Below are 26,430 nucleotides of genomic sequence, written 5' to 3' on the forward strand. Positions count from 1 at the left end.
GTTAATCCTTTTTCTCGAAGAGGTTTCCTACAAGCTGTGAAGCGCCGATGACGACGATGAGCAGAACAAACATCACGATCGCGATCGCGACGATGTCGACTGGAGTGCCGGCGGTTGAGTACTGCGCCGTGCCAACGTGTGTCTGCGGCTCAGCTGCGAGTGCTGGAGTCGCCACGAAAAGGGTTGCAACGACGGCGGTAACCGCTGCGGCGATGCGAGTGCGAATCTTCACGAATGCTCCTTAGGTACAAACGGAATTGATGACAATACCTGGCCAGTCTATCGTGAGAAGCGGCGTGTCGGTGGCCCAGGCTACTCTGGTGTTCTCACCCACCGAGAACTGACGGAGGAAGACGTATGTTTCTGTTGGAAGGCGACATCATCGTCAGTGCGAGTGATATCACGCAGGCCGGCAGCTGTGAGTTTGCTTTCCTGAGGCGTTTTGATCAGATGCTCGGCCGTGACGTTGCGGTACCTCGTCTTGAAGACGCCATGCTCGACCGTGCATCGAAGCTCGGTGATGAACATGAAGAGCGGCAGCTCGTGCGATATCGAGATGAGTTTGGCCCTGAGGGTGTGCAAGAGATTGCTCGACCAGAGCCGTTCACCCGTGCCGGCATCGAGCAACGTGCGGCTGAAACAACGGCTGCTCTGCACAGTGATGCTGCGGTCATCTTTCAAGCGACATTCTTTGATCCGGTGCTGCGGCCTGCGACAAGCGCGGCTGAGCCCACGATTGGTTTTATTGGCTTTGCCGATTTCTTGAAACGAACGGTCGACGATACTGGACAACCCGCGTGGCAGGTACAGGACACCAAACTTGCGAGAACCGCGCGGGTGCCGGCTCTTCTCCAGATCGCGGCCTACGGAGAGCAAATCGAGCGGGTAGGGTCACGCACTACGTCACACGCCGCTCTACTTCTCGGTGACGGCTCGCAGAGTGAGCATCGTTTGAGCGAGCTTGCCCCGGTGTATCGGTCAAGACGGGCCAGGCTGATGGAGATTGTGCTGCGTACCTGGGCCCGCGGCGAAGCCATTACCGAGTGGGGCGATCCTGACGTGTTCTCTTGCGGAAAATGCGAGGTGTGTCAGCCCGAGATCGAGCGCACTCGCGACCCCCTGCTCGTTGCAGGTATGCGTCAGGGGCAGCGTCAAAGACTCATTGATGGCGGCGTTGAAACCATTGATGCGCTTGCACGCCTTACCTCAGGGGCCGAAGTGCCCGGGCTCGGTTCTGCCGTGCTTGAACGGCTCCGGGCACAGGCGGCGGCACAGGTGGCAAGCGAAAGCGGCGAGACCCCTTCGGTGACAGTGCGTGAGGCTGCCGCACTCAGTGCGATTCCTGAGCCAAGCGAGGGAGACCTGTTCTTTGATTTTGAGGGCGACCCGATGTACCAGGAACGCCTACCCGACGGAACACCGCGGTGGGGGCTTGACTACCTCTTCGGCATGATCGACCCTGATGAGCACTTCACAGCGCTCTGGGCTCACACGCACGATGAGGAACGTGTCGCACTTGAATCGTTCCTCGATTTGGTTGCAGCGCGTCGGGCTGCTCACCCTGATATGCACGTGTACCACTACGCTCCGTATGAGCGAAGCCACTTGCTCAGCATTGCCGCGAGGCACGGCGTTCGCGAGGCCGATGTCGACGTGCTTTTGAGAGACGGAGTGCTTGTTGACCTGTACCCGATTGTGCGCGAGGCGCTTACTGTCGGGAGCCGCTCGTACTCGATTAAAAAGCTCGAGCCGCTCTATATGGGCGACGAACTGCGAGACACTGACGGGGTGACTGACGGCGCACAATCGGTGACCGAGTACGCTGAGGCCCGTCGTATGAGCAGATCTTCTGAACACCACGAGCGTGATGAAGCACAGCGCATGCTCGATGGGATTGCCGATTACAACCGCTACGACTGCGTCTCAACGCTGAGGCTTCGTGACTGGCTGCGCGGCATCGCCACCGAGTACGGTGTCGCGGCAGCGCCCGTTTCTGAGCCCTCGGTCGAACGTGACGCACCTGAATCAGAGGTGAGTAAGCTCGGCCAGCGACTCCTCGCCTTAGCCGCAGCCGAGCAGGAACCCCGCGAAGCGCGCGCCTTACGTCTCGCAGCTAGCGCCATTGACTATCACCAGCGTGAACAGAAATCATTCTGGTGGGCTCACTTCGCGCGGCTCGTCGACCCCATCGAAGACTGGGCCGACACCCGTGACGTGTTTGTGGCCGAGCCCGGTAAACATCGGGTACTCGAGACATGGCACACTCCACCACGGGCGAGAAAGCAGCGGCGCGTCATCATGCTTGGCGGTGTGCTTGCCCCCGGCAGTAGCTTGAAAGAGGGGCAAAGCGTTTTTGCAGTCTATGCCGCGCCCGCCCCGTTTGCACGTCCGGGGGCACCGCTCACCGAGCGAGGGGCTCGACAGGTGACGGTTCTTGAGCGCGATGGCGAACGTGTGGTCGTGCAAGAGACCCTGCCAGACGACGCAGCCGAGTGGCACGAACTGCCCATCGCGCTCACCCCGGGCCCACCGCCTCGCGCGGGAGCGCAGAAAACAGCGATCGAGACGTGGGGCAGTGCGATCGCCGCGGCAACAGAGCAGGGAGAATCTGTTTCTGACCCGGTGTTTGACATGCTGCGGCTTGCCCCTCCGAGATTTCTTGACCGGCCCGGCCCGGTTGCGACCGATGACCCGCTCGCGCTTCGTACCGCAGGAGGAGACCCAGAGGCGGCGACGATTGGCGCCGTGGTGGCCTCGCTTCGCTCGCTCGACCATTCGTATCTCGCGGTGCAGGGGCCTCCCGGGACGGGAAAAACATACCTGGCCTCGAGAGTCATCAAACAGTTGGTCGAGCAAGACGGGTGGCGCATCGGTATCGTCGCCCAATCGCACAAGGTTGTCGAGAATGTGCTCGACGGCATTATCTCGGCTGGTCTTGACAGCGACCTCGTGGCCAAAGTTCCCCAGGGCGGTCGTGTGAACGATGACGCAGAGGCGCCAGAATGGCGCGTGTTGCGAAGCAACGGCCATGCCGCCTTTCTGTCCGAGGCGCGCGACGCGGGTCGGGGAGTGGTTATCGGCGGCACTGCATGGGACATGAGCCATGAGGGGCGCATCGAACCGGGATCCCTTGACTTGCTCGTTATTGATGAAGCCGGCCAATTCTCCCTTGCCCCAACGATCGCGGCATCTCAAGCGGCAGCAAACCTGTTGTTGCTGGGCGACCCGAGCCAGCTTCCGCAGGTATCTCAGGGCAGTCATCCCGAGCCAGTTGATAGCTCGGCGCTCGGGTGGCTCATCGGCGACCACGACACGCTTCCTGAATCACTCGGCTACTTTCTTGAGGTAACGCGTCGTATGCGGCCGGAACTCGCCAGTGTTGACTCAGCGCTGTCATACGAGGGCAAGCTGCATGCACACGAGAGCACGCTCGACCGTGAACTCGAGGGCGTTGGCCCAGCGGGTCTCACCTGGCACCCGGTTCCTCACCGCGGCAACGCGACCTTCTCGCCAGAAGAGGCCAGGGCCGTTGCGGCGCTCGCAGCCACCATGGTTACGGGCACGCTACGGTATGCCGGCGCAGAGCCTCGAGCCATCACGCAGACCGACATTATTGTCGTCGCTGCCTATAACGCTCAGGTAGAGTGCGTCACCCAGGAGCTTGAGCGGGCGGGGCTCGGTGCCATTCGTGCCGGCACCGTCGACAAGTTTCAGGGGCAGGAAGCGGCCCTCGCGATCGTGACGCTCGCTGCGTCGAGCCCCTACGACGTGCCTCGAGGGCTCGACTTCTTGCTCATGCGCAACAGGCTTAACGTTGCGATTAGTCGAGCCCAGTGGGCGGCACACCTCGTCTCGTCACCAAGCCTCAGCGGGGTAGGACTCCCCGCTACGGTTGCCGAGGTGACAGCGCTCTCTGGCTACCTCTCGCTCATCGAACGAGCGCACCTCGCCCCCGAAGCAGGCGTGACGGGGTAGCCTAGAATCATGGTTCATGTACAAGGCCCAATGAAGACGCCGCCACCAGGACTCAAACGCCTCGAAAGCCACGGCTTGCAAGCTGCCGAGCGCTCACATATTCCCGCGTTCGAAGTGATGCGCATTACCGGCGAAATTGCCGAAGCTCGCGCCGCTGGCCGAGACGTCGTCTCATTGTGCGCAGGCGAGCCCAGCGCGAGACCCGCGCCCAACAACATCACGGCGGCAGGGTACACGAGCCCGCTCGGCACGATCGAGCTCCGCGAAGCGATCGCTGGGCACTACGACCGCTGGTACGGTGCAAAGGTCGACCCGGCTCGCATCGCCATTACGACCGGTTCGTCAGGGGCCTTTCAACTCGGGTTTCTCGCGGCGTTCAACCCCGGAGATCGAGTAGCACTCGCAAGCCCCGGCTACCCGGCGTACCGAAACATTCTGACGGCCCTCGGCATCGAGGTCGTTGAACTGCCGACAACCCTCGAATCCCGGTACCAGCCAACGCCGGCAATGCTCGACGCGGCAGCCCGCGACGGCGGCCCGCTTGCCGGGCTCATCGTTGCTTCACCCGCGAACCCCACCGGCAGCATGCTGACCCGCGACGAGCTGCGTGCACTGCACAGCTGGTGCGTGCGAAACTCGACACTCTTCGTGAGCGACGAGATTTACCACGGCATCACCTACCCACAAGCGGGTGCGACTGACCCCCGCGGCACCTCTGCCATGCAGTTTGGCGACGAATCGCTCGTCATCAACTCCTTCTCGAAGTACTGGGGCATGACAGGCTGGCGTCTCGGCTGGGCGATCCTGCCCGAATACCTCGTCGCGCCCTTCGAAGCGCTGGCAAGCAACTTCGCCCTGAGCGCACCGTCGCCGGCGCAGGAGTTTGCGCTCGATGCGTTTAGCGAAGAAACCTACGCCGAACGTGAAGCGGTTGTCGCCGGCTTCGCGCGCTCGCGTGAACTCATTCTTGAGGCCGAAGCGAGCCTCGGCTGGGGCGCCTCGTCGCCCGCCGACGGAGCGTTCTACTACTACGCCGACCTTGGCCCACAACTCGAATGGTGTGGCGACTCGGTCACCTACGCCAAACGATTGCTCGACGAGGCCGATGTCGCGATCGTTCCCGGCGTTGACTTTGACCCCGATGCTGGCAACCGCACTGTGCGACTGTCATTCGCAGCGGGAGTTCCCGCAGTGGAAGAAGCCCTCGCACGCATCATTGCTTTTCAAGAAAAGGTTGCGCGCTAGCCCAATCATCCTCACGAAACTCAAGACGAAGGAGAACCATGAAGCGGGCACTGCTCATCGTTGATGTGCAAAATGACTTTACCGAGGGCGGCGCCCTCGGTGTCGAGGGCGGCCACGAGGTCGCACACGGCATCGCCCAGCACCTCGCCGACGAAACCGTGCGCTACGACCTCGTCGTCGCCTCACGCGACTGGCACCACGCAAACGACGACAACGGTGGCCACTTCGCGGCGCCAGGCGAGGCTCCAGACTTTGTCGACACCTGGCCCGACCACTGCGTGCAGGGAACCGAGGGCGCCGAATACCACAAAGCGCTCGATCTCGAACGCATCGATGTGCACGTGCGAAAAGGCATGGGCATTCCTGCTTACTCCGCGTTTGAAGGCGAGACCACCGACGGTCGCAACCTGGTCGACGTGCTTCAAGAGGCAGGCATCACCGACCTCGACGTCGTCGGTATCGCCACCGATCACTGCGTTCGCGCGAGCGCGCTCCACGCACGAGAGGCATCATTTAACGTGCGTGTGCTCACCGGCCTGATCGCAGGCGTCGCCCCGGAACCCTCGGTCGCGGCCCTCAAAGAACTCGCTGAGCGCGGCTGCACCATCGAAGCCGCCTAGTGGGGCGCTGCGGTATGTCCCATTAGCCCTTTTTCGGCGGGGCATACCGCAGCTCGAAGATATCGATCGACCGAGACGCGAGCTGCAGAGCCGGTGAGCTGTACATGCCGATCGTTCGCAGCTCGAGTAGCTCTTCGCGGCTCGCCTCGATACCGAGCAGGGTGAGCTCGACGAGCTTGTCGGTCTCGGTTTGACCCGTCAATGCGCCCGGCTCGCGCGATCCGCCGTCGAGCGAGGTCGCGAGTAGGAGCGGCGCGATTGCCGCTGCCGAGGCAACCTTTGCCTGTTTGATGACCGACTCGCTGAGGTCTCCGTTGCCGTTGCTGTCACCGCCGACGTTGGCCTCGGTCACCGCCTGATCGATCGCGTGCTCGGCCGCAATGAGCAACTCTTCGTGCAGCGTATGCAGCTCTTCGAGGTGCCCGTCAGAAGCCGGGTCGGCCGGTTTCAGTGCACGCACGAGTGGCGGCAGCGTGAAACCATGCACCAGGAGCGAGAGCGTCGCAGCGCCGAAGGCGATGAGAATGATGTGGGCCCTAAACGGCACGTTTTCTGGAATGGTCTGCGCCGCAGCGAGCGTCACGACGCCACGCATCCCGCTCCATCCGAGCAAAACACTACCGCGCCAGTCTAGGCCCTCCTCGCGCGCATAGTTCACATCGGCTTCGACCCTGCGGCTCGCACGGGCGAGCCAAGAGGCATACTGCATTTCTTTCGTGCTGGGCTCGGCCTCGTCGCCGTTCTCGTATCGATCTTTATGTGAGCGTTTGGCTCGCATAATGCGCTCTTGCATCGCCTCGTAGCGCTCGGTGCTTTTGCGCACCTGCCACACGACGGGAAACATTGCGATCATGCGAATGACGACGAGCACGACGAAGACCAAGAGTGCGAGCAAGGCGACGTGATGAATGGGGAAGCTCTCGTCTTGCACCTCGTCGATGAGGGCGTGGGTCTCGAGCCCCATGATGAGAAAGACGCCGTTTTCGAGCACGAACTTCACGGTGCGCCAGTTCATGCGTTCGTTAATGCGCGAGGTTGCCGAGAAGTGTTGCGGGGCATGGTGCCCGGTGTAGAGACCAGCGATAACCACCGCGAGAACGCCAGACGCCCCGAGCTCTTCAGCCGGAATAAAAGCGATGAACGGCACAATAAACGAGATCATCGTGTCGTGAACCGGGTTCGAGAGGTGCGAGCGGATCCACACCGTGGCCGCGCCAACGACAAAGCCGACGGCGGTCGCGACGGCAACCGCATAGACAAAGCTGCCCACCGCGTCCCAGAAGAAGAATGAGCCGGCCATAGCGGCGATCGCGGTGCGCAAGAGCACGAGCGACGTCGCGTCGTTCAAGAGACTCTCACCCTCGAGAATGGTAACGAGGCGGGCTGGCATGCCGACACGCTTACCAACCGAGGTTGCCGCAACCGCGTCTGGCGGGGCGACGACTGCGCCGAGCGCGATAGCGGCGGGCAGCGGAATCGCGGGAACGATCCAGTGCAAGAGGAAACCGATGATGAGCGCCGTCACCACGACGAGCACGAATGACAACCAGAAAATAGGTTTTCGGTTGCGGCGCAGGTCGATCACCGGAAGGTTGACCGCGGCGCCGTAAAGCAGGGGCGGGAGAACGCCAATGAGAATGATCTCTGGATTGAGAATCGTCGGTGGTACGCCGGGAATGTAGCCGATGCCAATGCCGATGAGGAGCAGCAGAAGCGGGGCTACGATACCGATTCGGCTCGCGAGCATTGAGGTCGCGGTCAGCAGCACGAGGCCCCCGACGACGATGAGCAGTATCTCCATGACAGTAGTTTACGGGGCGCTCACGCCTTGTACCCGGATGAATATGCCAGAGTTAAGAGGTGAAACCTTTCAACTGGGACGACCCGCAGCTCGCAGACGACGTTATTGGAGTGTTCTCGGAGTGGGTTCGTGAGACTCGCGGAATCGATCTGTACCCGGCGCAAGAAGAGGCCGCACTTGAGCTTGCGGTGGGCAACAACGTGATTCTCGCGACGCCCACGGGAACCGGCAAATCGCTCGTCGCCCTCGCGGCCCACGTGATCGCCCTCGCCGAGGGCAGGCGTACCGTGTACACGGCTCCCATTAAGGCGCTCGTGAGTGAGAAGTTCTTCGAGCTTGTTGCGACATTCGGCCCCGACAAGGTGGGCATGATCACCGGTGACGGGGCGATCAACGCCGACGCTCCCATCATCTGCTGCACCGCTGAGATTCTTGCGAATATCGCCCTGCGCGACGCCGATGCTTGGGGTATCACCCAGGTGGTGATGGACGAGTTTCACTTTTACGCAGAGCCTGACCGCGGCTGGGCCTGGCAGGTGCCGCTGCTCATCATGCCGAACGCCCAATTCTTGCTCATGTCGGCGACGCTCGGCGACATGACCGACCTTCAAGAAGACCTCAGCGAGCGTACGGGGCGGGAGACGGCGCACGTTACGAGCGCCGTGCGTCCCGTGCCGCTCAGCTTTCGCTACGAGACGAGCAGCATTCACGAGTCGGTCGAGAAGGTGCTCGGCGATCGTGAGACGCCCGTGTACATCGTGCACTTCGCGCAGGCTCAAGCCGTCGAGACGGCTCAGGCGCTCGCGAGCATGAAGCTCGTCACCCGAGAAGAACGCGACGAGATTGCCGAGCACTTGGGCGCGTTCCGCTTTTCTGCGGGCTTCGGCCAGACGCTCTCGCGACTCATCAGGGGCGGTATTGGCGTGCACCACGCCGGCATGCTGCCCAAGTACCGAAGGCTCGTCGAGACGCTCGCGCAGAAAGGCTTGCTCAGGGTCATTTGTGGCACCGACACTCTCGGGGTTGGCATCAACGTTCCGATTCGCTCGGTCATGTTTACCGCGCTTACGAAGTTCGATGGGGTGAAGATGCGGCTGCTCTCGGCCCGCGAGTTTCATCAGATCGCGGGCCGCGCGGGTCGGGCGGGCTTCGACACCGAGGGCGACGTGATCATTCTCGCGCCAGAGCACGAGGTCGAGAACGCGAAGGCCGTTGCCAAGGCCGAGGCGAAAGCGGCGAAGGGCGGCAAGGCCGCGAAGAAGCCCGCGAAGAAGTCGGCACCGCAGGGCTTCGTGACGTGGAACGAAGCGAGTATGGAACGCCTCGTTGCCAAAGAACCCGAAGCGCTCGTGAGTCGCATGCGGGTGAGCCACTCCATGGTGCTCGCCATCATTGGGCGTGAAGAGCAGCGCGAGGGCGAGGCGCTCGAGACGATGCAGACCCTCATTTTTGGCAGCCACGAGCCGAAGGCTAAGCAGTTCGCTCACGCGAGAACCGCGCTGCAGATCTTGCGCACGCTGAGACAGGGCGGCGTGGTGACGCTCGAGCAGGGCCCCGGCGGGCAGAAGCTCCTGCGACTCACGGTCGAACTACAAGACGGCTTCGCCTTGAACCAGCCACTCTCGCCGTTCGCGCTCGCCGCGATCGAACTGCTCGACGAGGCCGCCCCAGATTATGCGCTCGATGTCATCTCGATGATTGAGGCGACGCTCGAGGATCCGCGGCAAATCTTGCGTGAGCAAGAGCACCGCGCTCGCGGCGAAGCGGTCGCCGAGATGAAAGCCGAGGGCATCGAGTACGACGAGCGCATGGAGAAGCTCGAAGAGATTACCTACCCGAAGCCACTCGAAGAGCTGCTGACCGCGGCGTTTGAGGAGTATGCCGCCGAGGTGCCGTGGGCGAGGGACTATGAGCTCCGGCCAAAATCGGTCGTGCGAGACATGATTGAACGGGCCTTCGGGTTTCGCGATATGGTCTCGGCCTACGGGCTCGGGCGGGCCGAGGGCGGGGTGCTCCGGTACCTCAGCGACGCGTTTCGCGCGCTCAGCCAGACCGTGCCCGATGAGAAGAAAACCGAAGAGCTCGACGACCTCATCGACTGGCTCGGCGAGCTCGTGCGGCAGGTCGACTCGAGCCTCATCGACGAGTGGGAGCGGCTGCAAAACCCCGAGGCAGTGCTCGAAGCCGCCGACTCGGTGGGCGACGTCGAATCGCTTGCGCCGCCAGTGCGAAGCATCGTGCACAACACGAGGGCATTTACCATGATGGTGCGCAACGCCCTCTTCATGCGGGTGCAGCACGCGGCCTTCGACCGGGTTCGCGAACTCGGCCAGCTCGACGGCCCGCACGGATTCTCAGAGCAGCAGTGGGACGAAGCACTCGAGCGTTACTATAACGACTACGAATCGATTTCGGTCGACGGTGAAGCGCGCTCGCCAAAGTACTGCGTGATCGACACCTCGCGGGCCGCAGAGGGCACCTGGCAGTTTCGGCAGGTGCTCAGCGACCCAGAACAAAATCACGACTGGGCGATCATGGGCGAGGTCGACCTGCGTGAGTCAGAAGAGCAGGGCGAGGCCGTGATTCGCGTGCAGCGTGTTGGCGAAATTTGACAGTATCCTTAGAGCCATGACGAACGCCGAAGCTACCCCCAAGCAACCGCTCGACGCCGAACGCTTTGCTGAGATTGCCGACCATACGCTGCTCGCTGGCGGGACCACGATGCCCGAGCTCGACCGTTTTCTGGCCGAGGCGAGGGAACTCGGCGTGAAGCGCGTTTGCGTGAGCCCCTCGCTCCTGCCCGTCGATAAACACGGCCTCGAGATCGTGACGGTGATCGGCTTTCCTTCGGGAGCCCACCACGCCGAGATCAAAGCTGCCGAGACGACGCGTGCCGTGCGCGACGGCGCCGACGAGATCGACATGGTCGTGAACCAGGGCCTCGTGCACGTGCGCGACTACGCAGCCGTTGAGGCCGAGGTGCGCATGGTTCGAGAAGCCTGCGGTGGCAAGGTGCTCAAGGTGATTCTCGAGACGGCAGAACTTGCCGACGACGAGATCGTTGGCGCATCGCTCGCGGCAGCGCGCGGTGGGGCAGACTTCGTGAAAACCTCAACCGGCTTCAGCAAGGCTGGCGGCGCGAGCGTGCACGCCGTTTCGCTCATGAGCGGTGCAGTCGGCGACACGGTCGGGGTGAAGGCCTCGGGCGGGGTGCGCACGGCGAGCGAGGTTGAGGCGCTGTGGCAGGCGGGAGCGACCCGCTTTGGCGTTTCGGGAACCGCGTCGATTATCGCCGAGCTGCGAGGCGAAAGCCCCGCCGAATCGAGTGGCGGGAGCTACTGATGCGCCTCGGCATCATTGACGTCGGATCAAACACCGTACACCTGCTCGTCGTCGACGCGAGACCAGGCTCGAGCCCGGTTCCGTATCACTCGCAGCGCTCGGTGTTGCGGCTCATGCGTTACCTCGCGCCCGACGAGTCGATCACCGAAGAGGGCGTCGCGCTCATTCTCACGTCGCTGCGCGAGGCCGTCGCGCAGGTCGAACAGATTCAGGTCGACGATCTCATCGTGACCGTCACGAGCGCCATTCGCGAGGCCGCGAACGGCGAAGAAGTACTCGCCCGTGTCGAACGCGAGACGGGACTTCGGCCCCAGGTACTCTCGGGCGAAGACGAGGCTCGCATCACGATGCTCGCGGTGCGCCGCTGGCTCGGCTGGTCTGCAGGCGAGATTCTGCTCTTTGACATTGGCGGCGGATCGTTCGAAATCGCCCAGGGTGCTGACGAGTACCCCGACGTGCAGGTCTCACTGCCGCTCGGCGCAGGGCGCAGCACCATTAATTACCTCATCGAAGACCCGCCGCCGCAGGAAGCGATTCTCGATCTTCGGGAGCACGCGACCCAGGTATTCACCGAGGTGCGCGACACCACCTTTGCCGAGCGTCCGAAACCGAAGCGGGTGGTCGGTACCTCGAAGACGATTCGCTCGCTTGCCAGGCTCATTGGCGGCCCGCCAGACCCAGACACGGGCGATCTCGCGCCGCTGCACTACGCGGGCCTCAGGGAGTGGGAGCCGGTCATGGCTCGCATGCCCTCTGACGTGCGCAAGTTTTTACCCGGCATCACGCCTGAGCGTGCCTACCAGATCATGGCTGGCGCGGTCGTGCTGCGCTCGGCCATGAAGGTGTTCAAGGTGCCCACGCTCACGATTTCGCCCTGGGCGCTGCGCGAGGGCATCGTGCTGCGGTACATCGACTCGCTCGATTCGACCGGGGCAGAGCCGCCGTTGCAAAGCTCGATGCAGCCCTGATCAAGCCGCGAATCGCCGAGGGCCGAACGCGTTTTGCGTTCGCTGGGGCGTTGCGCTAATATTATTTCTTGGTGCTCCTCGGAGCAGTAAAGATTTCGCCTCGCGAGATCGCCATTGGGATATGGTGTAATTGGCAACACAACGGTTTCTGGTACCGTCATTCTAGGTTCGAGTCCTGGTATCCCAGCGATTGATGCCCTTGATTTTCTGAGAAAATCGAGGGCATTTTTGCTTCTATCGGGCAGCCTGAGCGCCGCGATCAAGGCTCGGGGGTAGCGGCTGGTTGCGATCCGCCGCCTAAGCCGCCGAGGCCGAGAAGCAAGAGTAGCTGGGGCAAACCCCTTACATCTAAGAATGACTGATCAGGCTCATGGGGGTCGATCGATCGCTGCAAAGACAAAGGTCAACGCGGTAGCAGTGCCGGCGATCAGCTCAAGATCATTTCGTTCTTGAACTGTCTGGGCTATAGCCTGTCGATCCCCAAAAGACTGACATGCTCATTGCTTGAGAGCTGCTCAAAATGTCCTGAGGCAACCGCAGGGGTTATCTACGACGCAGCGAGGTGCGCCCAGTCTCGATATAAGGGGTTCTGAATTTGGGCCGATATGGAACGCCACTGTTCGGCCCACATCGATCGTGATTGGCTTGGTGGCCACGGTGATGTGCGTAGCTCGAGCGGGAGCAGTGGATCGTCCCGAATGGCCTCTTCGAGAGCGTCTGCAAGCAGGAGTAAGCGAACAAGTGGCGGGGTGTCTGCATCTGAAGCAGCTTGCCGAGTTGCGTTATCGAGTGTCGAGTAAGCCTCGAGAGTCGGCTGGCTTGGCCATAGTGTTTCGGCAATTTCGAGGGGAGCGCTGATCCCTTTGACATTGAGGTCCTGAGTCGTCGCTGTCGAAAGGTAGGGCCTCGTGCCCTCCGGTAACTCATTCTCGAGGTCGTGAGGGCTTGCGTAGAGGCCTGCTGAAATAGCGACAGCCCCAAGCCCGAGCAGCTCGCGTCGCAGCATGTCGCGGGTTGAGCGTTCGCGCTCTGGAACGCTCACGGCGATGAGCCGCCAGTGCTCGTCCCATGGTGCATCGCCTTTGTCTTGGGCAGAAGCCAGGGTAAGGCTCAAGCGATCTCGTTCTAGTCTGCTCCTGCCGATGTTCGTAAGGGTGAGGGTTCCTGCCCGACCTCGGCCAACCTGCTCAATATCGCCGTTAGCGATTAAGCGGCGCATCGCTAGTCGTACCGGTTGATCGCTCAGGCCGACAAGGTTTGCCGCCTCATAGATATCTGCTAGCGGCGCTGCGCCTGTAAAAGGAAGGAAGGCCTCAACGATGGTGCGTGGTGCGATCTGTCGTCTCATGATCTAACGTTGAGTTCCATTCTGGTGTAGCCGTTGAACCCGTATAAGGATGCGAGCGGCCCTAGGGTTTCGTGGCCTGTTGGTTTGAACCCATGACGCTCATACAGAGCACGAGCTCGAGAATTTTTGTCGATGACCGAAAGCTTGACAGTTTTCGCACCTGTTTGTCGAGCTTTGTTCGCGGCCGCTTCGAGAAGAGAGGAGCCGATTCCTCGTCCACGAGCCGCTTGGTCAACACAGATACCGTCGAGCACGAGTGCATCAGGGTCTTCTCTGTGCGCGAGAAGCGACAGTACGAAGCTTGCGCGAAGCGCAGCAACGATTGAGAGTGACTGCCTGAGGCTGGCCCAGCCGAGATCGGCAACACCGGTTCGGCCTTGATGAAAGCCACAGATGCCCAAAACGTGACCTTTTTCACGAGCGACAAGCGTGCGAGTCGCGCGAAGTGCGGTTCGTAGCGTTTCAAGCCCGGTTGCTTCGTCAACAAATGCGGGTCGAAGCTTGCGCCCAAAAGCCTCCCAATACAGCGTGCTGACGCTGCCTCGCTCTGCCTCAGTGAAGCCGTCATGAATGTTTACACTTCCCATACCAATAAATATATCGTATAGAATACGATCGTGACGAAAAAGAAACTTAGTTATGTTCTGGTTCCTCTGCTCAGCCTTGTTGTGGTCGCGGCGATCCTCATGGCCGCTGCGCTGATCGGTAATAGTTTCCGCTTTACGCAAAGAGCAGTGACAATCTCTGGGCCCGACGGCGCTCTCAACGGGGTGTTGACATTGCCGCGTGACGAGGCAGCCCGGGGATTAGTCGTTATGGTTCATGGTGATGGACCAGTAGAGGCGACCCAAGGCGGCCTCTACTCGCCATGGTTCGAGGGTGCGGCTGATGCAGGATTCGCCACGCTTTCTTGGAGCAAGCCCGGCATCGATGGTTCAGAGGGTGACTGGCTTTCTCAATCGATGAGCGATCGAGCGGAGGAAGTTTCAGCGGTGATCGACTGGGCCAAGGCGCACAATGATGTGCCGTCAGAAATGATTGTGCTCTGGGGAGCGAGCCAGGCAGGGTGGGTGCTGCCCAAAGTGGTCGCAGAACGAAACGATATTGACGGTGTGGTCGCTGTCGGCACCGCAATTAACTGGCTTCGCCAAGGGCGGTTTAACCTTTTAGCTGAGTTGGATCACGAGGGCGCGACCGCCGAAGAGCGAGAACGGGCCATTCGTGAGAGCGACCAAACTCTCGATCTGCTCGAACGTCAAGCCACATACGATGAGTACCTCATAGTCGATGATGGTGCCGAGCCCATGGAAGAAGCCCGTTGGGGGTTCGTGCTTCAAAACTTCGAATCTGACGCAACTGACGACCTCGTTGATGCTGCTGATCGTTCGATACCGTGGCACCTCATGGTCGGCACGCAAGATCGTAACGTGGATGTCTCAGAGACAGAACAGGTCTACCGGTCAATATTTGGTTCTTCGCTCACTGTGAGCCAGGCAAATGGTGCTCACTCCTTGGCCCGAACCGTTGTTGAAGACAATGGTTTCATCGGCCTCGTCACAGGCGTTTTCTGGCCTCGAGCACTGCTGGCGCCTGAAGTTATTGACGATTACGGATCGTTCTTATCCCGCCTTGCACAACACTAACGCTGTTGGCGGGGCAGCTGAGCGAGTCGGTAGGTGGGGCGCTTCCCGTTGGCACGCTCGTGCTCTTGGCCCTGACAGGCGTTGTCGCTACAGTCGTCACCTTCCTTGTCGTGCGCAGAAGGCTTGATTCCTGATCCACCCAGCTTGAGGCAATAGTCGAATTTTTACCTGATCAATAGCTGGCCTGAGACCTCAGGCAGCCGCAAACGCGTGCAACGAAACGACGCCGGCGATCGCGATCGCGGGAAGCCAGACGAAAACGAGCAGGGTCGCTACCTTCAGGCCGTGGGCGGGTCGCGGTGAGCGGTAGATGGCAGCGGCGGGGTAGACGAGGGGTAGCAACAGCATCATCCAGAGCTTCACCGTGCCTCCAAGCGAGGTCGGGTTAAAGAAGCTGCCGAGCATCATCCAGATCCACGAGCCGAGAAAGAAGCAGGTGATGAGCCCCAACACCGCGATGACGGTGATCGCGGTTCGCGATACGAGCCAAGCTCCGTTTGGGGTGCGCTTTGCGATGGCGACGTGGTTTGCCGCGGCGAAAACGAGCATCGAGAGTGGTAACACGAGCTTTCGTATGACCGGTGCGCCTTCGCTGCCGCCACTTGACAGGAGAAAGATGCAACTGAAAACGAGCGCCGCATAGAGCAGAGCTGCGGCCACGGTCACGAATCGTTGCATGGGAGCCTTTCTCTGGTGCTGTTTTGAGTGTAGCGGTGGGCCGCGATGATGACACGAACAAAAAACTCTCGCGTGATCGGGGCAACGGCGGCCGCTGTCCCCGCGGGTGACAATAAAGAGCTGGGCCCTGGCAGTCGCCATCGCCCGAAGAGCTTCAGAAAGGCGCCATGACCGAGATTTCACTCACCACGCTCACCGACGAACTGCGAGCCGAGGCCGTTGCCGACGGGGCCTTACGCGCCTCTCGCGTACTCAAGGGAGAAGGCCGTTTGCGACAGGTCGCGATCGTGCTCTTGCCGGGCGGCGAGTTGCCCGAACACGGCAACCCTGGCGAGGCTCGATTGATCGTCATGAGCGGATCGGTGCGCTTTATCGAGGCCGCAACCGAGGTAACGCACGCACTGACCGCCGGTGATTACTTCGTCGTGCCCGACGCGTTGCACAGCGTCGAGGCCGATGCCGAGAGCCTTTTGCTGCTGAGCTTCGCGCCAGTACAGTAGCCAGGTGGGTTACTCAGAGGCCGTCGTGACCGCCTGCTCGTCGCGCAGGGCGAAGGCGTTGCGGTGGTAGTCGATCATGCCGTCGTGTTTCATGCGGGCGAGCTCGCGTGACACGGCGGCTCGGTCGGCGTGCAGGTACTGTGCGAGTTCGCCCCGTGAGAGCGGGATTGTGAACTGGCTCTTGCCTCGCCGCTGCGACTCAACGAGCAGGTAGTTCGCGATCCGCCCCCTCAGCGAACGGTGCCGCAGGATCTCGAGCTTGGTGCGTAGTCGCTCCTGCTTGTGCAGCACCGAGTTGAGCAGGTTCGTGTGCACGATGGCTTTTGCAGGGCATGCGACCGTCGGGTCTGAGAGCCTCGCGGGGTCGAGCAACAGCACGGTTCCCGCGGTCGCGCCGATCACGGCGCGCTCTCGCGGTACCTCGGTCGCGGCCCAGGCCCTCGGCTGCCACCCCTCGCCAAAGAGGTCGCCCGGTTCGATGACGTCGACCAGGGTTTGATCGCCGTTGGTGTGCTGCCTGACGTCAAAGCCGGTTCCGCTCACGAGCACTCCGTAGTGGGGTCGTGCTCCCTGGCAGGCCAGTACCTGCTCATCTTTCTCGAACGAGAAGGCCTGAATGCCGAGGCACGAGGTCGCGCAGGTGAACTGTTCTTCGCTGAGGCCGGCAAAGAGCAGGCTTGCGCCAGCGCTTCCTGCCTGCGCCTGACGGCCGCCCGTTGGGGGCCAGAACTGTAAGGGGGCTGCGCGCATTGTTCCTTCCCGTTGCCGTGGCAACGAAGTTGCCCGTTGCTCACTGTCACACTAAGTGTACAAACTTAGCCAAGCCTAAGTTACAGCAGATGAAAAGTGACAGTGAAAGGTAACTCGTGAAGAGTCCCGCAACAAAGAACATATCGTTGAGCCTCTCGGCGCTCGGCATCGTTGGCACGCTCCTGCTCACCGGGTGCAGCACCCAGAGCGAAGAGCCCAAAGCGCCGAAAGAGCCGGCGGCCGAGATCGAAGCCCCAGCCGAGGTGCACGTCAGCGGCCCAGCCTCGCCACCCAGCCTACCCATCTTGCGCATGATCGAGACTGACGCGCTCGGCGAGACCGACATCGTGTTTGAGCGGTGGGAGAGCGCCGACCAGCTGACCGCCGCCGTCACCGGAGGCACCGAGTTCGTTGCCGCACCGCTCACGACGGGCGCAACCCTCGCGCAGGGCGGAGCAGACCTGCAGCTGCTGAACGTGAGCGCTTGGGCGGTCATGGGGCTCGTCACGAACGACGACGTTATTGAGACGATCGACGACCTTGCGGGCCAGACGATCTACGTTGCAATGCGGGCTTCAGCGGTCGACTACACGATGCAGCTCGTGCTCGCGGCCCACGATCTCACCGACGACGTGACGATCGAATACGTTGATCCGCTGAACGGCCCCGAGCAGTTTCTCGCTGGCCAGATTTCGACGCTCGTGACGGTCGAGCCGCAGGTGACGATGCTGCTTGCCAACAGCGAGGGAGCGCGCAGCGTCGTCGACTTCGAAGCAGAATGGCGCGAGCTCACCGACTCGGCGCTGCCGCTGCCAACAGCGGGAACGTTCGTGAACGGGACCTTCGCGGGCGAGCACGCCGAAACCGCCAAGGCGTTCCGTGAGGCATACGCCGAGGCCGCCGAGTGGGTCGCCGAACATCCAGACGAGGCTGGGCAGCTCGCGAACGAGAAGCTTGGCATGCCGGCTCCCATCGTTGCCGCGTCGATTCCGAAGATCTCGTGGGAGGCGCAGGGCGCAGCAGAGGCGAAGCCCGCGGTTGAGCTCTACTTCACCCAGCTCTTCGAGACCTGGCCAGAGAGCGTCGGCGGGGCAATGCCCGAGGCGAGCTTCTACCTGCAGTGATGAAGCGTGCAACCGGCGACGCGGCGGGCGGGCTCAGGCCCTCTGCCGCGTCGTTCGCGTGGTCGCTGAGCGGTATCGTGCTTCTCGCGGGAGCGTGGGCGCTCGCCGCGCGCAGCCTGCCAGAGATCATTCTGCCGGGACTCGGCACGACCCTTCGGGCGTTTGCCGCGCTCGTCTCAGAGCCGGCAACGTACCTCGCGCTCGGCGAATCGCTCTCGACGTACGTCATTGGGCTCACCAACGCTGCCGTGCTCGGCGCGCTGCTCGGTCTCGTTTCTGGGCTCAACGCGAGCGCGAACGCAGCGCTCGCGCCGCTGTTCGCGCTGCTGAACGCCGTGCCGACGGTCGCGTGGATGGGGCTCGCGATGATCTGGTTCGGCCTGGGAGCGGGGCCCACCGCCTTTCTCATCGTCGTCACGACGACGCCGATTCTCGCGGCGGCGCTCCGCAACGCGCTTCGCGAGCGTGATCCGCGATACGAAGAGCTCGCCGACGCCTACGAGCTGGGCCGGGGTGAGCGGCTGCGCCACGTGACGGTTCCGCCGCTTGTCGGGCCTGCCCACGCCGCGCTCGTCTCGATGGCTGGACTCGGATGGAAGCTCACGGTCATGGGAGAGTTTCTCACCGCCTCGCGCGGCCTCGGCGAACAGCTCGTGATCGCGAAGGCGCACATGCAAACGAGCCGCGTGATCGCGATCACGATACTGCTCGTGCTCGTGTGGGTACTCGTCGAAGCACTGCTGCGCGTCATCGCGAGGTGGTGCGCACCGCGGCCGAGCAAGCGAAGCGCCGCGGGCGTGGGTAGGGGCGAGAGCCCGGCTGCGGCTGGGGGCGAGCGGGAGGGGGCGATCCGCTGCGAAGGCATCGCACTCGGCCATGATGGCGAACGAATTGCGCAGGAGATCAGCTTCGCCGCCGCACCGGGCAGCGTCACCGCGATTTTGGGGCCCTCTGGCATCGGAAAATCGTCGCTCTTGCACGTGCTGGGCGGCATTGCCGAGCCGTTCGAGGGCGCAATCGAGCGAAGTGAGGGGCTGCGCTGCTCGTACGTGTTTCAGGACGACCGGTTGTTGCCGTGGCGCAGCCTCGGTGAAAACGTGGCGCTGTGCGCTGGGGTTTCGCTCGATCGGGCATGCGATCAACTCGCGCAGCTCGGGCTCGGCGACGCCTGCTCGCGCATGCCCCACGAACTCTCTGGCGGAATGCGTCGTCGTGGAGCGCTCGCCCGCGGATTTCTGCGTGACGCCAGCCTCTTGCTGCTCGACGAACCATTCGCGGGCCTCGACGTGCGCAGGCGCGTCGCCCTCATCGAAGACATCGAGCGCATGCGCCGGCTGAGCGGCAAAACCATCATCTTTGTGACGCACGACGTCGAAGACGCGCTGCTCTTGGCAGACCAAGCCATCGTTCTCGGTGGATCGCCGGTGGCGAGCGTGGCCGCGCGAGTCGACCTGACCCCGTTTGGTCGGGAGCGAGCGCTCGAAGACCCGGCCATGGCCGAGCCGCGGAGTCGCTTGCTCGCTGAACTGCTCGACGAGAACATCGCGGCGGGCGTCACTGAACATCACACACTGAAGGCATAAGGTTTGAGAGGAAGATCGAACATGACACATCGAGAAGAAGCGTTGCGGCTGAGCATCGAGAAGGCCGAGGCGGTTGTTACCGCGCTCGCCCCGCACGAGGAAGCGCTGCGGGAAGACGCGGCGAGATCTGACGCAACCGGAGCGATTGGCGAGCAAACGCTCGACATCGTGCGGGCTGCGGGCGGCTATCGGCTCTCGGAACGAGCCGAGATGGGGGCCTCAGGGCTCGTGCGATTTGGAATGGGGCTTGCGAGTCTGCACCCCGCCGCGGCATGGAACGCGGTCGTATCGCAGACCAACAGTCTGCTGGCGCAGAGCTTCGCGGCGCTGAGCGGGTTTACGCTTCCTGAAGACCCTGACGTGCAGTGGTGCGGCGTGTTTTCGAGCGGTGAAACGAGTGCGCGGCGCAGTGAGAGCGATGCGAATACCCACCTGGTGACGGGCACCTGGCGGTACGCCTCAAACAGCGATCTCGCCGAGTGGGCGCTGCTGAACATTGCGCACCCCGAGTTCGGCCCGGCGTTCATCGCGGTTCGGCGTGATGAGCTTCAGCTCGGCGGCTCGTGGAACGCCCTTGGGCTCCGCGCGACCGGCAGCCACACGCTGACCGCGAGTGAACTCGCGGTGCCCGACAGCCACCTGCTGCCGGCAAGCGTGCTCTTTGCCGACGCCCCAGACGCGCCCTTCGGGCTACGCGTGCCAAGCCGCCTGCGCACCGCACTCGGGCTTTCGGCCGTGATGGTCGGCGCAGCAGAGGCGATGACCCGTGAACTCGTCGGTTCGATCAAGGTGAGCTCTGAGCGTCAGCGAGCGGCCGGCATGCCGGGCCGTGGTCTCGATAAGCCCGGTGTCTCACTCGCGATCGGAGATGCCGTCTCGCGGGTCGAGGCGGCGAAAGCGGTACTCTGCTCGGTCGCCGACGGTCTCGACGCGACCGTGAGTGACGGCTCCCCGCTGCCTGCCACGCAGCTCACGGGCGCTCGCATGATGCTGAGCCGCGTCACCGAAGACATCGCTCAGGCGGCCCACGAAGTGAGCCTCATCGCGGGGTCGAGGGCGTGTCTCGAGGGCGATGCGGTGGGCAGGCTCTGGCGTGACACTCACATGGCTGCTCGTCACGCGGCGCTTGCGCCAGCAATGGGCTTCGACCTCGGTGCGAAGGGGCTTGTGGGGCCGGGCGACGGCGACGTTGCGGCGGCCGTCGGGCCTCTCGCGCCAGGGGTTGCGGGGCGCTGATGCGTGGCTCTGCGCCGGTGAGCGAGGGGGTGTTCCTGGCGCGCTTTCGGCGTTCACAGGGGTAACTCGCGCACGGTTGATTCGAAAGCTGGGGGCGCCGGGCCGTGAAGGCTCGGCGCCCCTTAGCGTTACTCTCACGAGCGTTGCTGGCTCTGGTGAACCAGGGCGGGCGAAGAGAGGAACGAAGCCCGATGTATGACCGTGCCAGAGAGCAACCCGCGAGGCGGCGTGATGCGCATCGTCGTTGATCCGCCCCGGGGTGAGACGAGCATTTTCGAGTTGGAGAGCTGGGCTCCCGGCGCGACCGTGCGCGATCTGCTCGACGCTTTGCGCGCACACGGCATACGTGGTTGGCTGAGCGTGTCGCTCGACGGTGTTCCGTTGACGCCGCTGCTGAGGCTCGCTGACCTTGCCCTGGTTGAGGGAGCACGCCTCGCCGAACACCCTGTGAACGCGGTGCGGCCTTTCGCCGGCTGGGTGCTCTCGGTCGCTGCGGGCTCCAGGGCCGGCGCTGTCGTGGGTCTCGCCAAACATCGGGTGGTGACCGTGGGAAGCGACCCTGGCTGCGACCTTGTGCTTGAGTGCCGGGGCGTGGCAGCCCGGCACTGCACCCTGGAGCGTGAGGCCGATGGGGTGCGCATTCGTCATACCGCTGAGGGGAAAGAGACACTGGTCGACGAAGCCTTAGTCGGCTCCGAGGGACTGTTGCTGCGAAGCGAAGCCACGATCACGGTGGGGCAGACTCGCCTGAGGGTGCGACCCTCGTTGCGTGAGCAGCGAGCGCAACTCCCCGAGCTTGAGGGAGGGGGAGCGGAGGGAGCGACAGCGGTGTTTAGCCGTTCACCCGTGGCCCGGCAGGAGCCTGCGCAGGAGGTGCTGGAACCGCCTAAACCTCCGGTCGAACGTGAGGGGCGTGCCGCGAAGCCGGCCGTACTGATGCTCGTCGCCCCGATCGTCATCGCCGGTATCTTCGCGGTGATGCTTGGCGACGCTCGTATGATGCTGTTCGCCGCACTCGGGCCAGTGACTTCGTTGCTCGGATATCTGGGCCAAGCCCTCAAAGCTCGTCGCAGCCGTGGGGAGGCGAAGCAGCAGGAGATTGATCGCGTGGCACAGTTTTTCGGTGCTGTGCATAAGGCCGCGACGATGCAGCGGAGGGGTCTCGAGTCACTTGCCCCTGATCTCTCGGTGGTATTGCGGCGGGCGATGCTGCCGAGCGTTGAACTGTGGAAGCGCCGTGCCGGAGAGCCTCACTTCGCCACGGTAAGGCTCGGGGTAGGCGATGTGGTCTGGCGACCGCCGCTTGGGAAAATGGGAGGGCGCTGGAGCGACAGGCCCTCGCAGGAAGCCCCGGTGCTGTGCCACAGGCAGCACGCGCTTCCCATCACCGTTGACCTCGGCGAACTGCAAAGCGGCATGCTCGGTATTGTCGGCGACAGGGAGACCTCGGTGGCACTCGTGCGCGGTATTCTCGCTCAGCTCGCGGTGCACTGTGGGCCGGCAGATCTCCTTACTGCAGTGGTGAGCGACCCGCAGTACGAGCGAGACTGGAGCTGGGTGAGCCTTTTGCCCCATGCTTCCCGCGGCAAGCAATCAGTGCAAGCCTTCTGGTGTGCGTCGGGGCCCGGGGCAGCGAGAACGCAATTTGCGCAGCTGTGCTCGCAGCAGCAAGCAGAATCGACGCGCGTGAGCATCACGATCATTGATACCGACACCCTGCGCGAAGCAGGGTGGGCTGGCATGCGACAGCTTGTTGCGCTTCAGCCCGGTGAGAAAGCACGAAATATCGTGCTGGTTCTTGCCGAGAGTAGCGACGCCTTGCCAGCGCAGTGTGAGACGACCGTGAGCATCGGGCGCGATGGAAAAGCTTGGCTTTGTCAGGGCACTTCACACAGTGAAAATGAGCCTTTTACCGTGAGCGGAATGAGTGGGAACGAAGCGCTCGAGTGTGCGCGCTCGCTCGCGAGGTTGCGCGACCCTGAACAGCAAGAGGCCGCACACATCATTCCAACCCAAGTGAGGCTCGCTGAGGTGCTCCAGGGTACGCAACCGCGAAGCCATGCTCAGAAACAAGCCGTGCAACAGGCAACGGTCACGGTGCAGCGGGTGCATGAACTCTGGAGCACGAGTGAGGGTGTTGGAGCCCCGGTGGGTATGCGTGCCGGGGCGATACAGCACATTGACCTGGTGCGCGACGGGCCGCACGCTCTGGTGGCCGGAACCACTGGGTCTGGAAAGTCAGAGTTCTTGAGAACGCTCGTCATCAGTCTCGCACTGCACCACAGCCCCGAAGCGCTGAATTTCATACTCGTTGATTTCAAGGGTGGGGCGGCGTTTGCTGACTGCGAGCAGCTCCCGCACACGGTCGGCACGCTCAGCAACCTTGACGCACAGCTCGCAGCGAGAGCGATTACCGCGCTCGAGGCAGAGATCGTGCGACGGCAGCGGCTCTTCGCAAGCGCCGGTCACACCATCGACACGCTCGACGCATACCGCGCAACGAAACCCGCAGAGCCGATGGCGCGAATCGTGCTCGTGGTCGATGAGTGTGCGATGCTCGCGCAACAGCTGCCCAGTGTCTTGGCCTCGTTCGTGAGCATTGCCGCGGTCGGAAGGACGCTTGGTATTCACCTGGTGCTTGCGACCCAGAGACCCGCTGGCGTCGTGACCGAAGATATTCTCGCAAACACGAACTTGCGGGTTGCGCTTCGGGTGCAAAGCCCCGAAGATTCGTTGCAGGTTATTGAATCCTCTGCCGCCGCATACCTCTCCCGGCACCAGACAGGCAGGGCACTGCTTCGCTTAGGGAGGGGCGAGGTGGTCGAGGTGCAAACCGCGATGGTGCGCGGCGAAGCCTCTCGCGGCCCCCGCGATGCCGTGAGACTCAGTAAAGCAGCTCCGTTCAGACCCAGGCGGCTTGAGAAGGCTGCGCCTGTGCGGAGAACTGAACAATCGATTCCAACGTTCGGGCAGAGAGCGAACGAACGGGACGCCAACGACGGCGCGCAACACACGATCTCGGTGATTGCCCTCGCCGCTGACCGTCTCGGGCTGGGGCGCCCTCGCAGAGTGTGGCCCGAACCGTTACCCGGTCAGCTTTCCCGAGAACAGCTTGATCGTGTGGCAGCGGCTGAGAAGCGCGCTGGGAGCACGCTTGTGGTGGCACTCGCTGACGATCCGCCACGGCAACGACAGTACGCGAGCGGGTGGCGCGTAAACGAGGGAAACCTTTTGCTGCTTGGGCTACCAGGGAGCGGAACGAGTAACGCTCTCGTGCAGCTTGCGCTGGCATCGCTGCACGATTCACGGCGAAGGCCCTGCCAGCTGTTCTTTCTTGAGATGGGGCGCGGCACGTTTGACGCTTTTGCGGGGTCACCTGCCACGCGCACGGTCGTGTCATCCGGGCCCGACGCTGCTGAACAGCGCAGCCGGCTCATTCGCTTCTTGCATCAAGAGCTGCGGGCGCGGCAGGCGAGCAACAGGGAGCACGAACTAATGCTCATCTACGTTGACGGTTTCACTGAGCTCAGAGAGGAGTACCAAGACCATGATGGGCAACGGCTACTCGATCTGTTGATGCGGGTCTACGCCGATGGGCCGAGCGTTGCGATGCACACGGCGATGTCGGCGCACCGAGCCGCATCGGTTCCGACGGCAATCGATGCGCTCACTGAACAGCGGTGGGTGTTTCGCCTACCAAACCCGCACGACTACGCGGCCTTGGGTATTCGGGCAGTCGACATGCCTGCAGATACGCCGGGGCGGTGCATCGAGACAGCGTCGGGTCATCACCTGCAAATAGTGCAACCACCGAAGAGCGTTGAGGCCACGGTGCGAACGCTCGGGGCGGGCCGACGCGGCCAACATTTGCGAGACCCAGCTGCCGTTATGCCTCGCGAAGTGATGGCTGCGAGTCTCGAAGCGCTCCTCAGCCTGCGCGAGGGAGCGCTTGAGCTTCCCATTGGCATCGACGAAGCGGGGCTCGCGCCCGTCGTTGCGAAGCTGAGGCCCGGGCAGCACGTACTCGTTGCTGGGCCGTCGCGGTCGGGCAAATCAACGTTGCTCGGGGCACTTCGAGCAGTTTGCGAGCGTGAGCTTGGCGTGTGGGTCGTCTGCTCTCAGGCATCGCCTCTCGCGATCCCCGTCGACGCCTGCGTCGCGGTCACGGCCGAAGCGATCAGCGAGATCGTGCGATCCCTCCGGGAGAGGAGCACCCCAGCGCTTCTCATCATTGATGATGCAGACGAAATCGATGACGAGCGCGGTGAGATAGAGCAGCTCTTGCGACAGACCCCCGCGGGGCTCACGATCGTCGCCGCGGGGCACAGCTCGAGGTTGCGGCAGCGTTACGGCCACTGGAGCGCCGAGCTCCGTGATTCGCGGTGCGGCCTCCTGTTGCAACCAGACGTCGACTACGACGGCGAGCTTCTGGGCGTTCGGCTGCCGCGCTCGCAACCGGTCGCGATGAGCGAGGGGAGGGGGTACTGGTGTGAGCAGGGGCAAGTGACGCTCGTGCAGAGCATGCGCTCAGGCGCTCCGCGAGAAACGGTCGACGATCTTGCAGTCGGCAGGCGCTAGCGGGTCGAGGGGCGGCGCTCTTCGGCCCGCGCCTGGGCCGCGAGGTAAGCGTTGTACTCGTCGAGCTCGGCGTCTTCGGCCTCCTGGCGGCGCGAGGCCGTCTTCATATCGCGGTTGCGCCACTTCGAGAGGGTCACCGCGAGAACGATGAGGAGTGGAATCTCGCCGTAGCTCCAGGCAAGGGTTCCGCCGATTGACTCGTCGGCCGCCCGCGTGAGATCCCAGCCCGAGGGGTCACCCGAGTACCAAGAGAAGAGGTCGCCATCGCCGAGAATGAGAATGAGACCAAAGAGCGCGTGAATCTGAATTTCTACAAACACCTCGACAAGGCGCACGGCATACGAGGGCGTTCGCGGCAGCGGGTCCCTCGCCCAGAGCGGCGCCGCCGCGATCGTACCGAACACCAAGATGGTGGTGAGGAGCATCGCGTGGCCGCCAGGCAGTGCGAGCACGAGGCTGATGGCATCGGTGAAGTACAGTGCCGGGAAGAAAATGAGCGGAACCACGATGACCATGATCGGGTGCAACAGCACGTATGCGGTGCGCGAACGGTAGGCGCCGAGCGCCGCCCGCAAGATCGAGCCGCCAAGGCCCGTGTGCGGCATGGCCTTCAGCAACAGCCTGCCCGGTGAACCCATGAGCAGAAGCGGAGGAACGAAAACGAGCAGAGTGAGCTGCTGAAAGATGAGCACCGAAACGAGTGAATCGGCGAACCCATTCATCGACGTGCCGGTCACGAAGAACCACACGGCGCAGCCGAGCAGGAACGAGATGCTTGAGGCAGCGTTCCACTTCTTCCGTCTGCGCCGGAGGGAAATGACGCCCGCGAGGTACGCGATGAACACGAGCACCGAGGCCCAAGCGAGCGGGGTGATCGTGTCGGTACCGATCCTGACAAACTCGGCGGGATCGAACATCGGCGCGATGTTCGAACGCGTCAAAATGGACATTGCTGCCAGGAACGGCGTCGCGGTCATTGAGGGCAACCCTTATTTTCTTGCGGCTTCTGATCCACCCAGATCATGCGGATCGCTCACGG

The 26,430-nt window shown here is 62.8% G+C and carries 20 protein-coding genes and 1 tRNA gene; 14 read left to right on the forward strand and 7 right to left on the reverse strand.

The window, feature by feature from the left end; translation table 11 throughout:
• Window position 1 precedes the first annotated feature (1 nt).
• Window positions 2–232, reverse strand: coding sequence for a hypothetical protein (locus JSO19_RS11215; protein WP_270911761.1), 231 nt, complete (start codon window positions 230–232; stop codon window positions 2–4).
• Window positions 233–357: 125 nt separating this feature from the next.
• Here JSO19_RS11215 and JSO19_RS11220 point away from each other — a divergent pair, with 125 nt between their 5' ends.
• From JSO19_RS11220 to JSO19_RS11230, 3 genes are read left to right on the forward strand one after another with little or no spacing between them, the layout of a single operon-like run.
• Window positions 358–3,975, forward strand: a complete 3,618-nt coding sequence (locus JSO19_RS11220) for a TM0106 family RecB-like putative nuclease (protein WP_270911762.1) — start codon at window positions 358–360, stop codon at window positions 3,973–3,975.
• Between the two features lie 9 nt (window positions 3,976–3,984).
• Window positions 3,985–5,220 carry a pyridoxal phosphate-dependent aminotransferase gene (locus JSO19_RS11225; RefSeq protein WP_270911763.1) on the forward strand — a complete coding sequence of 412 codons (1,236 nt, stop codon included), beginning with the start codon at window positions 3,985–3,987 and terminating at the stop codon, window positions 5,218–5,220.
• Between the two features lie 38 nt (window positions 5,221–5,258).
• Window positions 5,259–5,840, forward strand: coding sequence for an isochorismatase family protein (locus JSO19_RS11230; protein ID WP_270911764.1), 582 nt, complete (start codon window positions 5,259–5,261; stop codon window positions 5,838–5,840).
• 22 nt (window positions 5,841–5,862) lie between these two features.
• Here JSO19_RS11230 and JSO19_RS11235 read toward each other — a convergent pair whose 3' ends face one another.
• Window positions 5,863–7,641 (reverse strand): cation:proton antiporter, encoded by a 1,779-nt coding sequence (locus JSO19_RS11235; RefSeq protein ID WP_270911765.1) that lies wholly within the window; start codon window positions 7,639–7,641, stop codon window positions 5,863–5,865.
• A gap of 59 nt (window positions 7,642–7,700) precedes the next feature.
• Between JSO19_RS11235 and JSO19_RS11240 the strand changes: the two genes are divergently transcribed.
• The 4 genes from JSO19_RS11240 to JSO19_RS11255 all read left to right on the forward strand — a co-directional run bounded on the left by JSO19_RS11240 (window position 7,701) and on the right by JSO19_RS11255 (window position 12,138).
• Window positions 7,701–10,253, forward strand: a complete 2,553-nt coding sequence (locus JSO19_RS11240) for a DEAD/DEAH box helicase (RefSeq protein WP_270911766.1) — start codon at window positions 7,701–7,703, stop codon at window positions 10,251–10,253.
• A 16-nt stretch (window positions 10,254–10,269) separates the two neighbouring features.
• Entirely contained in the window at window positions 10,270–10,983 is a 714-nt protein-coding gene (gene deoC, locus JSO19_RS11245; RefSeq protein ID WP_270911767.1) for a deoxyribose-phosphate aldolase, read from the forward strand.
• Window positions 10,983–11,951 (forward strand): Ppx/GppA phosphatase family protein, encoded by a 969-nt coding sequence (locus JSO19_RS11250; RefSeq protein WP_270911768.1) that lies wholly within the window; start codon window positions 10,983–10,985, stop codon window positions 11,949–11,951. The genes deoC and JSO19_RS11250 overlap by 1 nt, the downstream gene beginning before the upstream one ends.
• Window positions 11,952–12,066: 115 nt before the next feature.
• A tRNA-Gln gene (locus tag JSO19_RS11255) sits at window positions 12,067–12,138 on the forward strand.
• 360 nt (window positions 12,139–12,498) lie between these two features.
• On the opposite strand, the gene JSO19_RS11260 is transcribed toward JSO19_RS11255, so the two are convergent.
• Window positions 12,499–13,299, reverse strand: a complete 801-nt coding sequence (locus JSO19_RS11260; RefSeq protein WP_270911769.1) for a PaaX family transcriptional regulator — start codon at window positions 13,297–13,299, stop codon at window positions 12,499–12,501.
• Window positions 13,296–13,886: a GNAT family N-acetyltransferase gene (locus JSO19_RS13140; protein ID WP_442915689.1), complete on the reverse strand. Its 591-nt coding sequence runs from the start codon at window positions 13,884–13,886 to the stop codon at window positions 13,296–13,298. The genes JSO19_RS11260 and JSO19_RS13140 overlap by 4 nt, the downstream gene beginning before the upstream one ends.
• A gap of 30 nt (window positions 13,887–13,916) precedes the next feature.
• On the opposite strand from JSO19_RS13140, the gene JSO19_RS11265 reads away from it, so the two are divergent.
• Together JSO19_RS11265 and JSO19_RS11270 are read left to right on the forward strand one after the other, a co-directional pair.
• Window positions 13,917–14,942 (forward strand): alpha/beta hydrolase family protein, encoded by a 1,026-nt coding sequence (locus JSO19_RS11265; RefSeq protein WP_270911770.1) that lies wholly within the window; start codon window positions 13,917–13,919, stop codon window positions 14,940–14,942.
• Window positions 14,943–14,947: 5 nt separating this feature from the next.
• Window positions 14,948–15,076, forward strand: coding sequence for a hypothetical protein (locus JSO19_RS11270; protein WP_270911771.1), 129 nt, complete (start codon window positions 14,948–14,950; stop codon window positions 15,074–15,076).
• A gap of 58 nt (window positions 15,077–15,134) precedes the next feature.
• Here JSO19_RS11270 and JSO19_RS11275 read toward each other — a convergent pair whose 3' ends face one another.
• Complete coding sequence (locus tag JSO19_RS11275) at window positions 15,135–15,620, reverse strand: hypothetical protein (protein WP_270911772.1); 486 nt, start codon at window positions 15,618–15,620, stop codon at window positions 15,135–15,137.
• Between the two features lie 167 nt (window positions 15,621–15,787).
• On the opposite strand from JSO19_RS11275, the gene JSO19_RS11280 reads away from it, so the two are divergent.
• Window positions 15,788–16,120, forward strand: a complete 333-nt coding sequence (locus tag JSO19_RS11280; RefSeq protein ID WP_270911773.1) for a hypothetical protein — start codon at window positions 15,788–15,790, stop codon at window positions 16,118–16,120.
• 9 nt (window positions 16,121–16,129) lie between these two features.
• Here JSO19_RS11280 and JSO19_RS11285 read toward each other — a convergent pair whose 3' ends face one another.
• Window positions 16,130–16,870: a Crp/Fnr family transcriptional regulator gene (locus tag JSO19_RS11285; protein ID WP_270911774.1), complete on the reverse strand. Its 741-nt coding sequence runs from the start codon at window positions 16,868–16,870 to the stop codon at window positions 16,130–16,132.
• 116 nt (window positions 16,871–16,986) lie between these two features.
• Here JSO19_RS11285 and JSO19_RS11290 point away from each other — a divergent pair, with 116 nt between their 5' ends.
• The 4 genes from JSO19_RS11290 (at window position 16,987) to JSO19_RS11305 (ending at window position 25,391) form a co-directional block, all read left to right on the forward strand.
• A complete protein-coding gene (locus JSO19_RS11290; RefSeq protein ID WP_270911775.1) occupies window positions 16,987–17,994 on the forward strand; it encodes an ABC transporter substrate-binding protein in 1,008 nt (335 codons plus the stop codon).
• Window positions 17,994–19,577, forward strand: coding sequence for an ATP-binding cassette domain-containing protein (locus JSO19_RS11295; protein WP_270912140.1), 1,584 nt, complete (start codon window positions 17,994–17,996; stop codon window positions 19,575–19,577). The genes JSO19_RS11290 and JSO19_RS11295 overlap by 1 nt, the downstream gene beginning before the upstream one ends.
• A 21-nt stretch (window positions 19,578–19,598) precedes the next feature.
• Entirely contained in the window at window positions 19,599–20,813 is a 1,215-nt protein-coding gene (locus JSO19_RS11300) for an acyl-CoA dehydrogenase family protein (protein ID WP_270911776.1), read from the forward strand.
• A gap of 195 nt (window positions 20,814–21,008) precedes the next feature.
• The gene (locus JSO19_RS11305) at window positions 21,009–25,391 is read left to right on the forward strand and encodes an FtsK/SpoIIIE domain-containing protein (RefSeq protein ID WP_270911777.1); all 4,383 of its coding nucleotides are present in this window, start codon (window positions 21,009–21,011) and stop codon (window positions 25,389–25,391) included.
• On the opposite strand, the gene JSO19_RS11310 is transcribed toward JSO19_RS11305, so the two are convergent.
• Window positions 25,388–26,368 carry a cytochrome c oxidase assembly protein gene (locus tag JSO19_RS11310; RefSeq protein ID WP_270911778.1) on the reverse strand — a complete coding sequence of 327 codons (981 nt, stop codon included), beginning with the start codon at window positions 26,366–26,368 and terminating at the stop codon, window positions 25,388–25,390. The two genes, JSO19_RS11305 and JSO19_RS11310, sit on opposite strands and share 4 nt — an antisense overlap.
• Window positions 26,369–26,430: the final 62 nt, after the last annotated feature.

The organism is Leucobacter sp. UCMA 4100, from assembly GCF_027853335.1.
GTDB lineage: Bacteria > Actinomycetota > Actinomycetes > Actinomycetales > Microbacteriaceae > Leucobacter_A.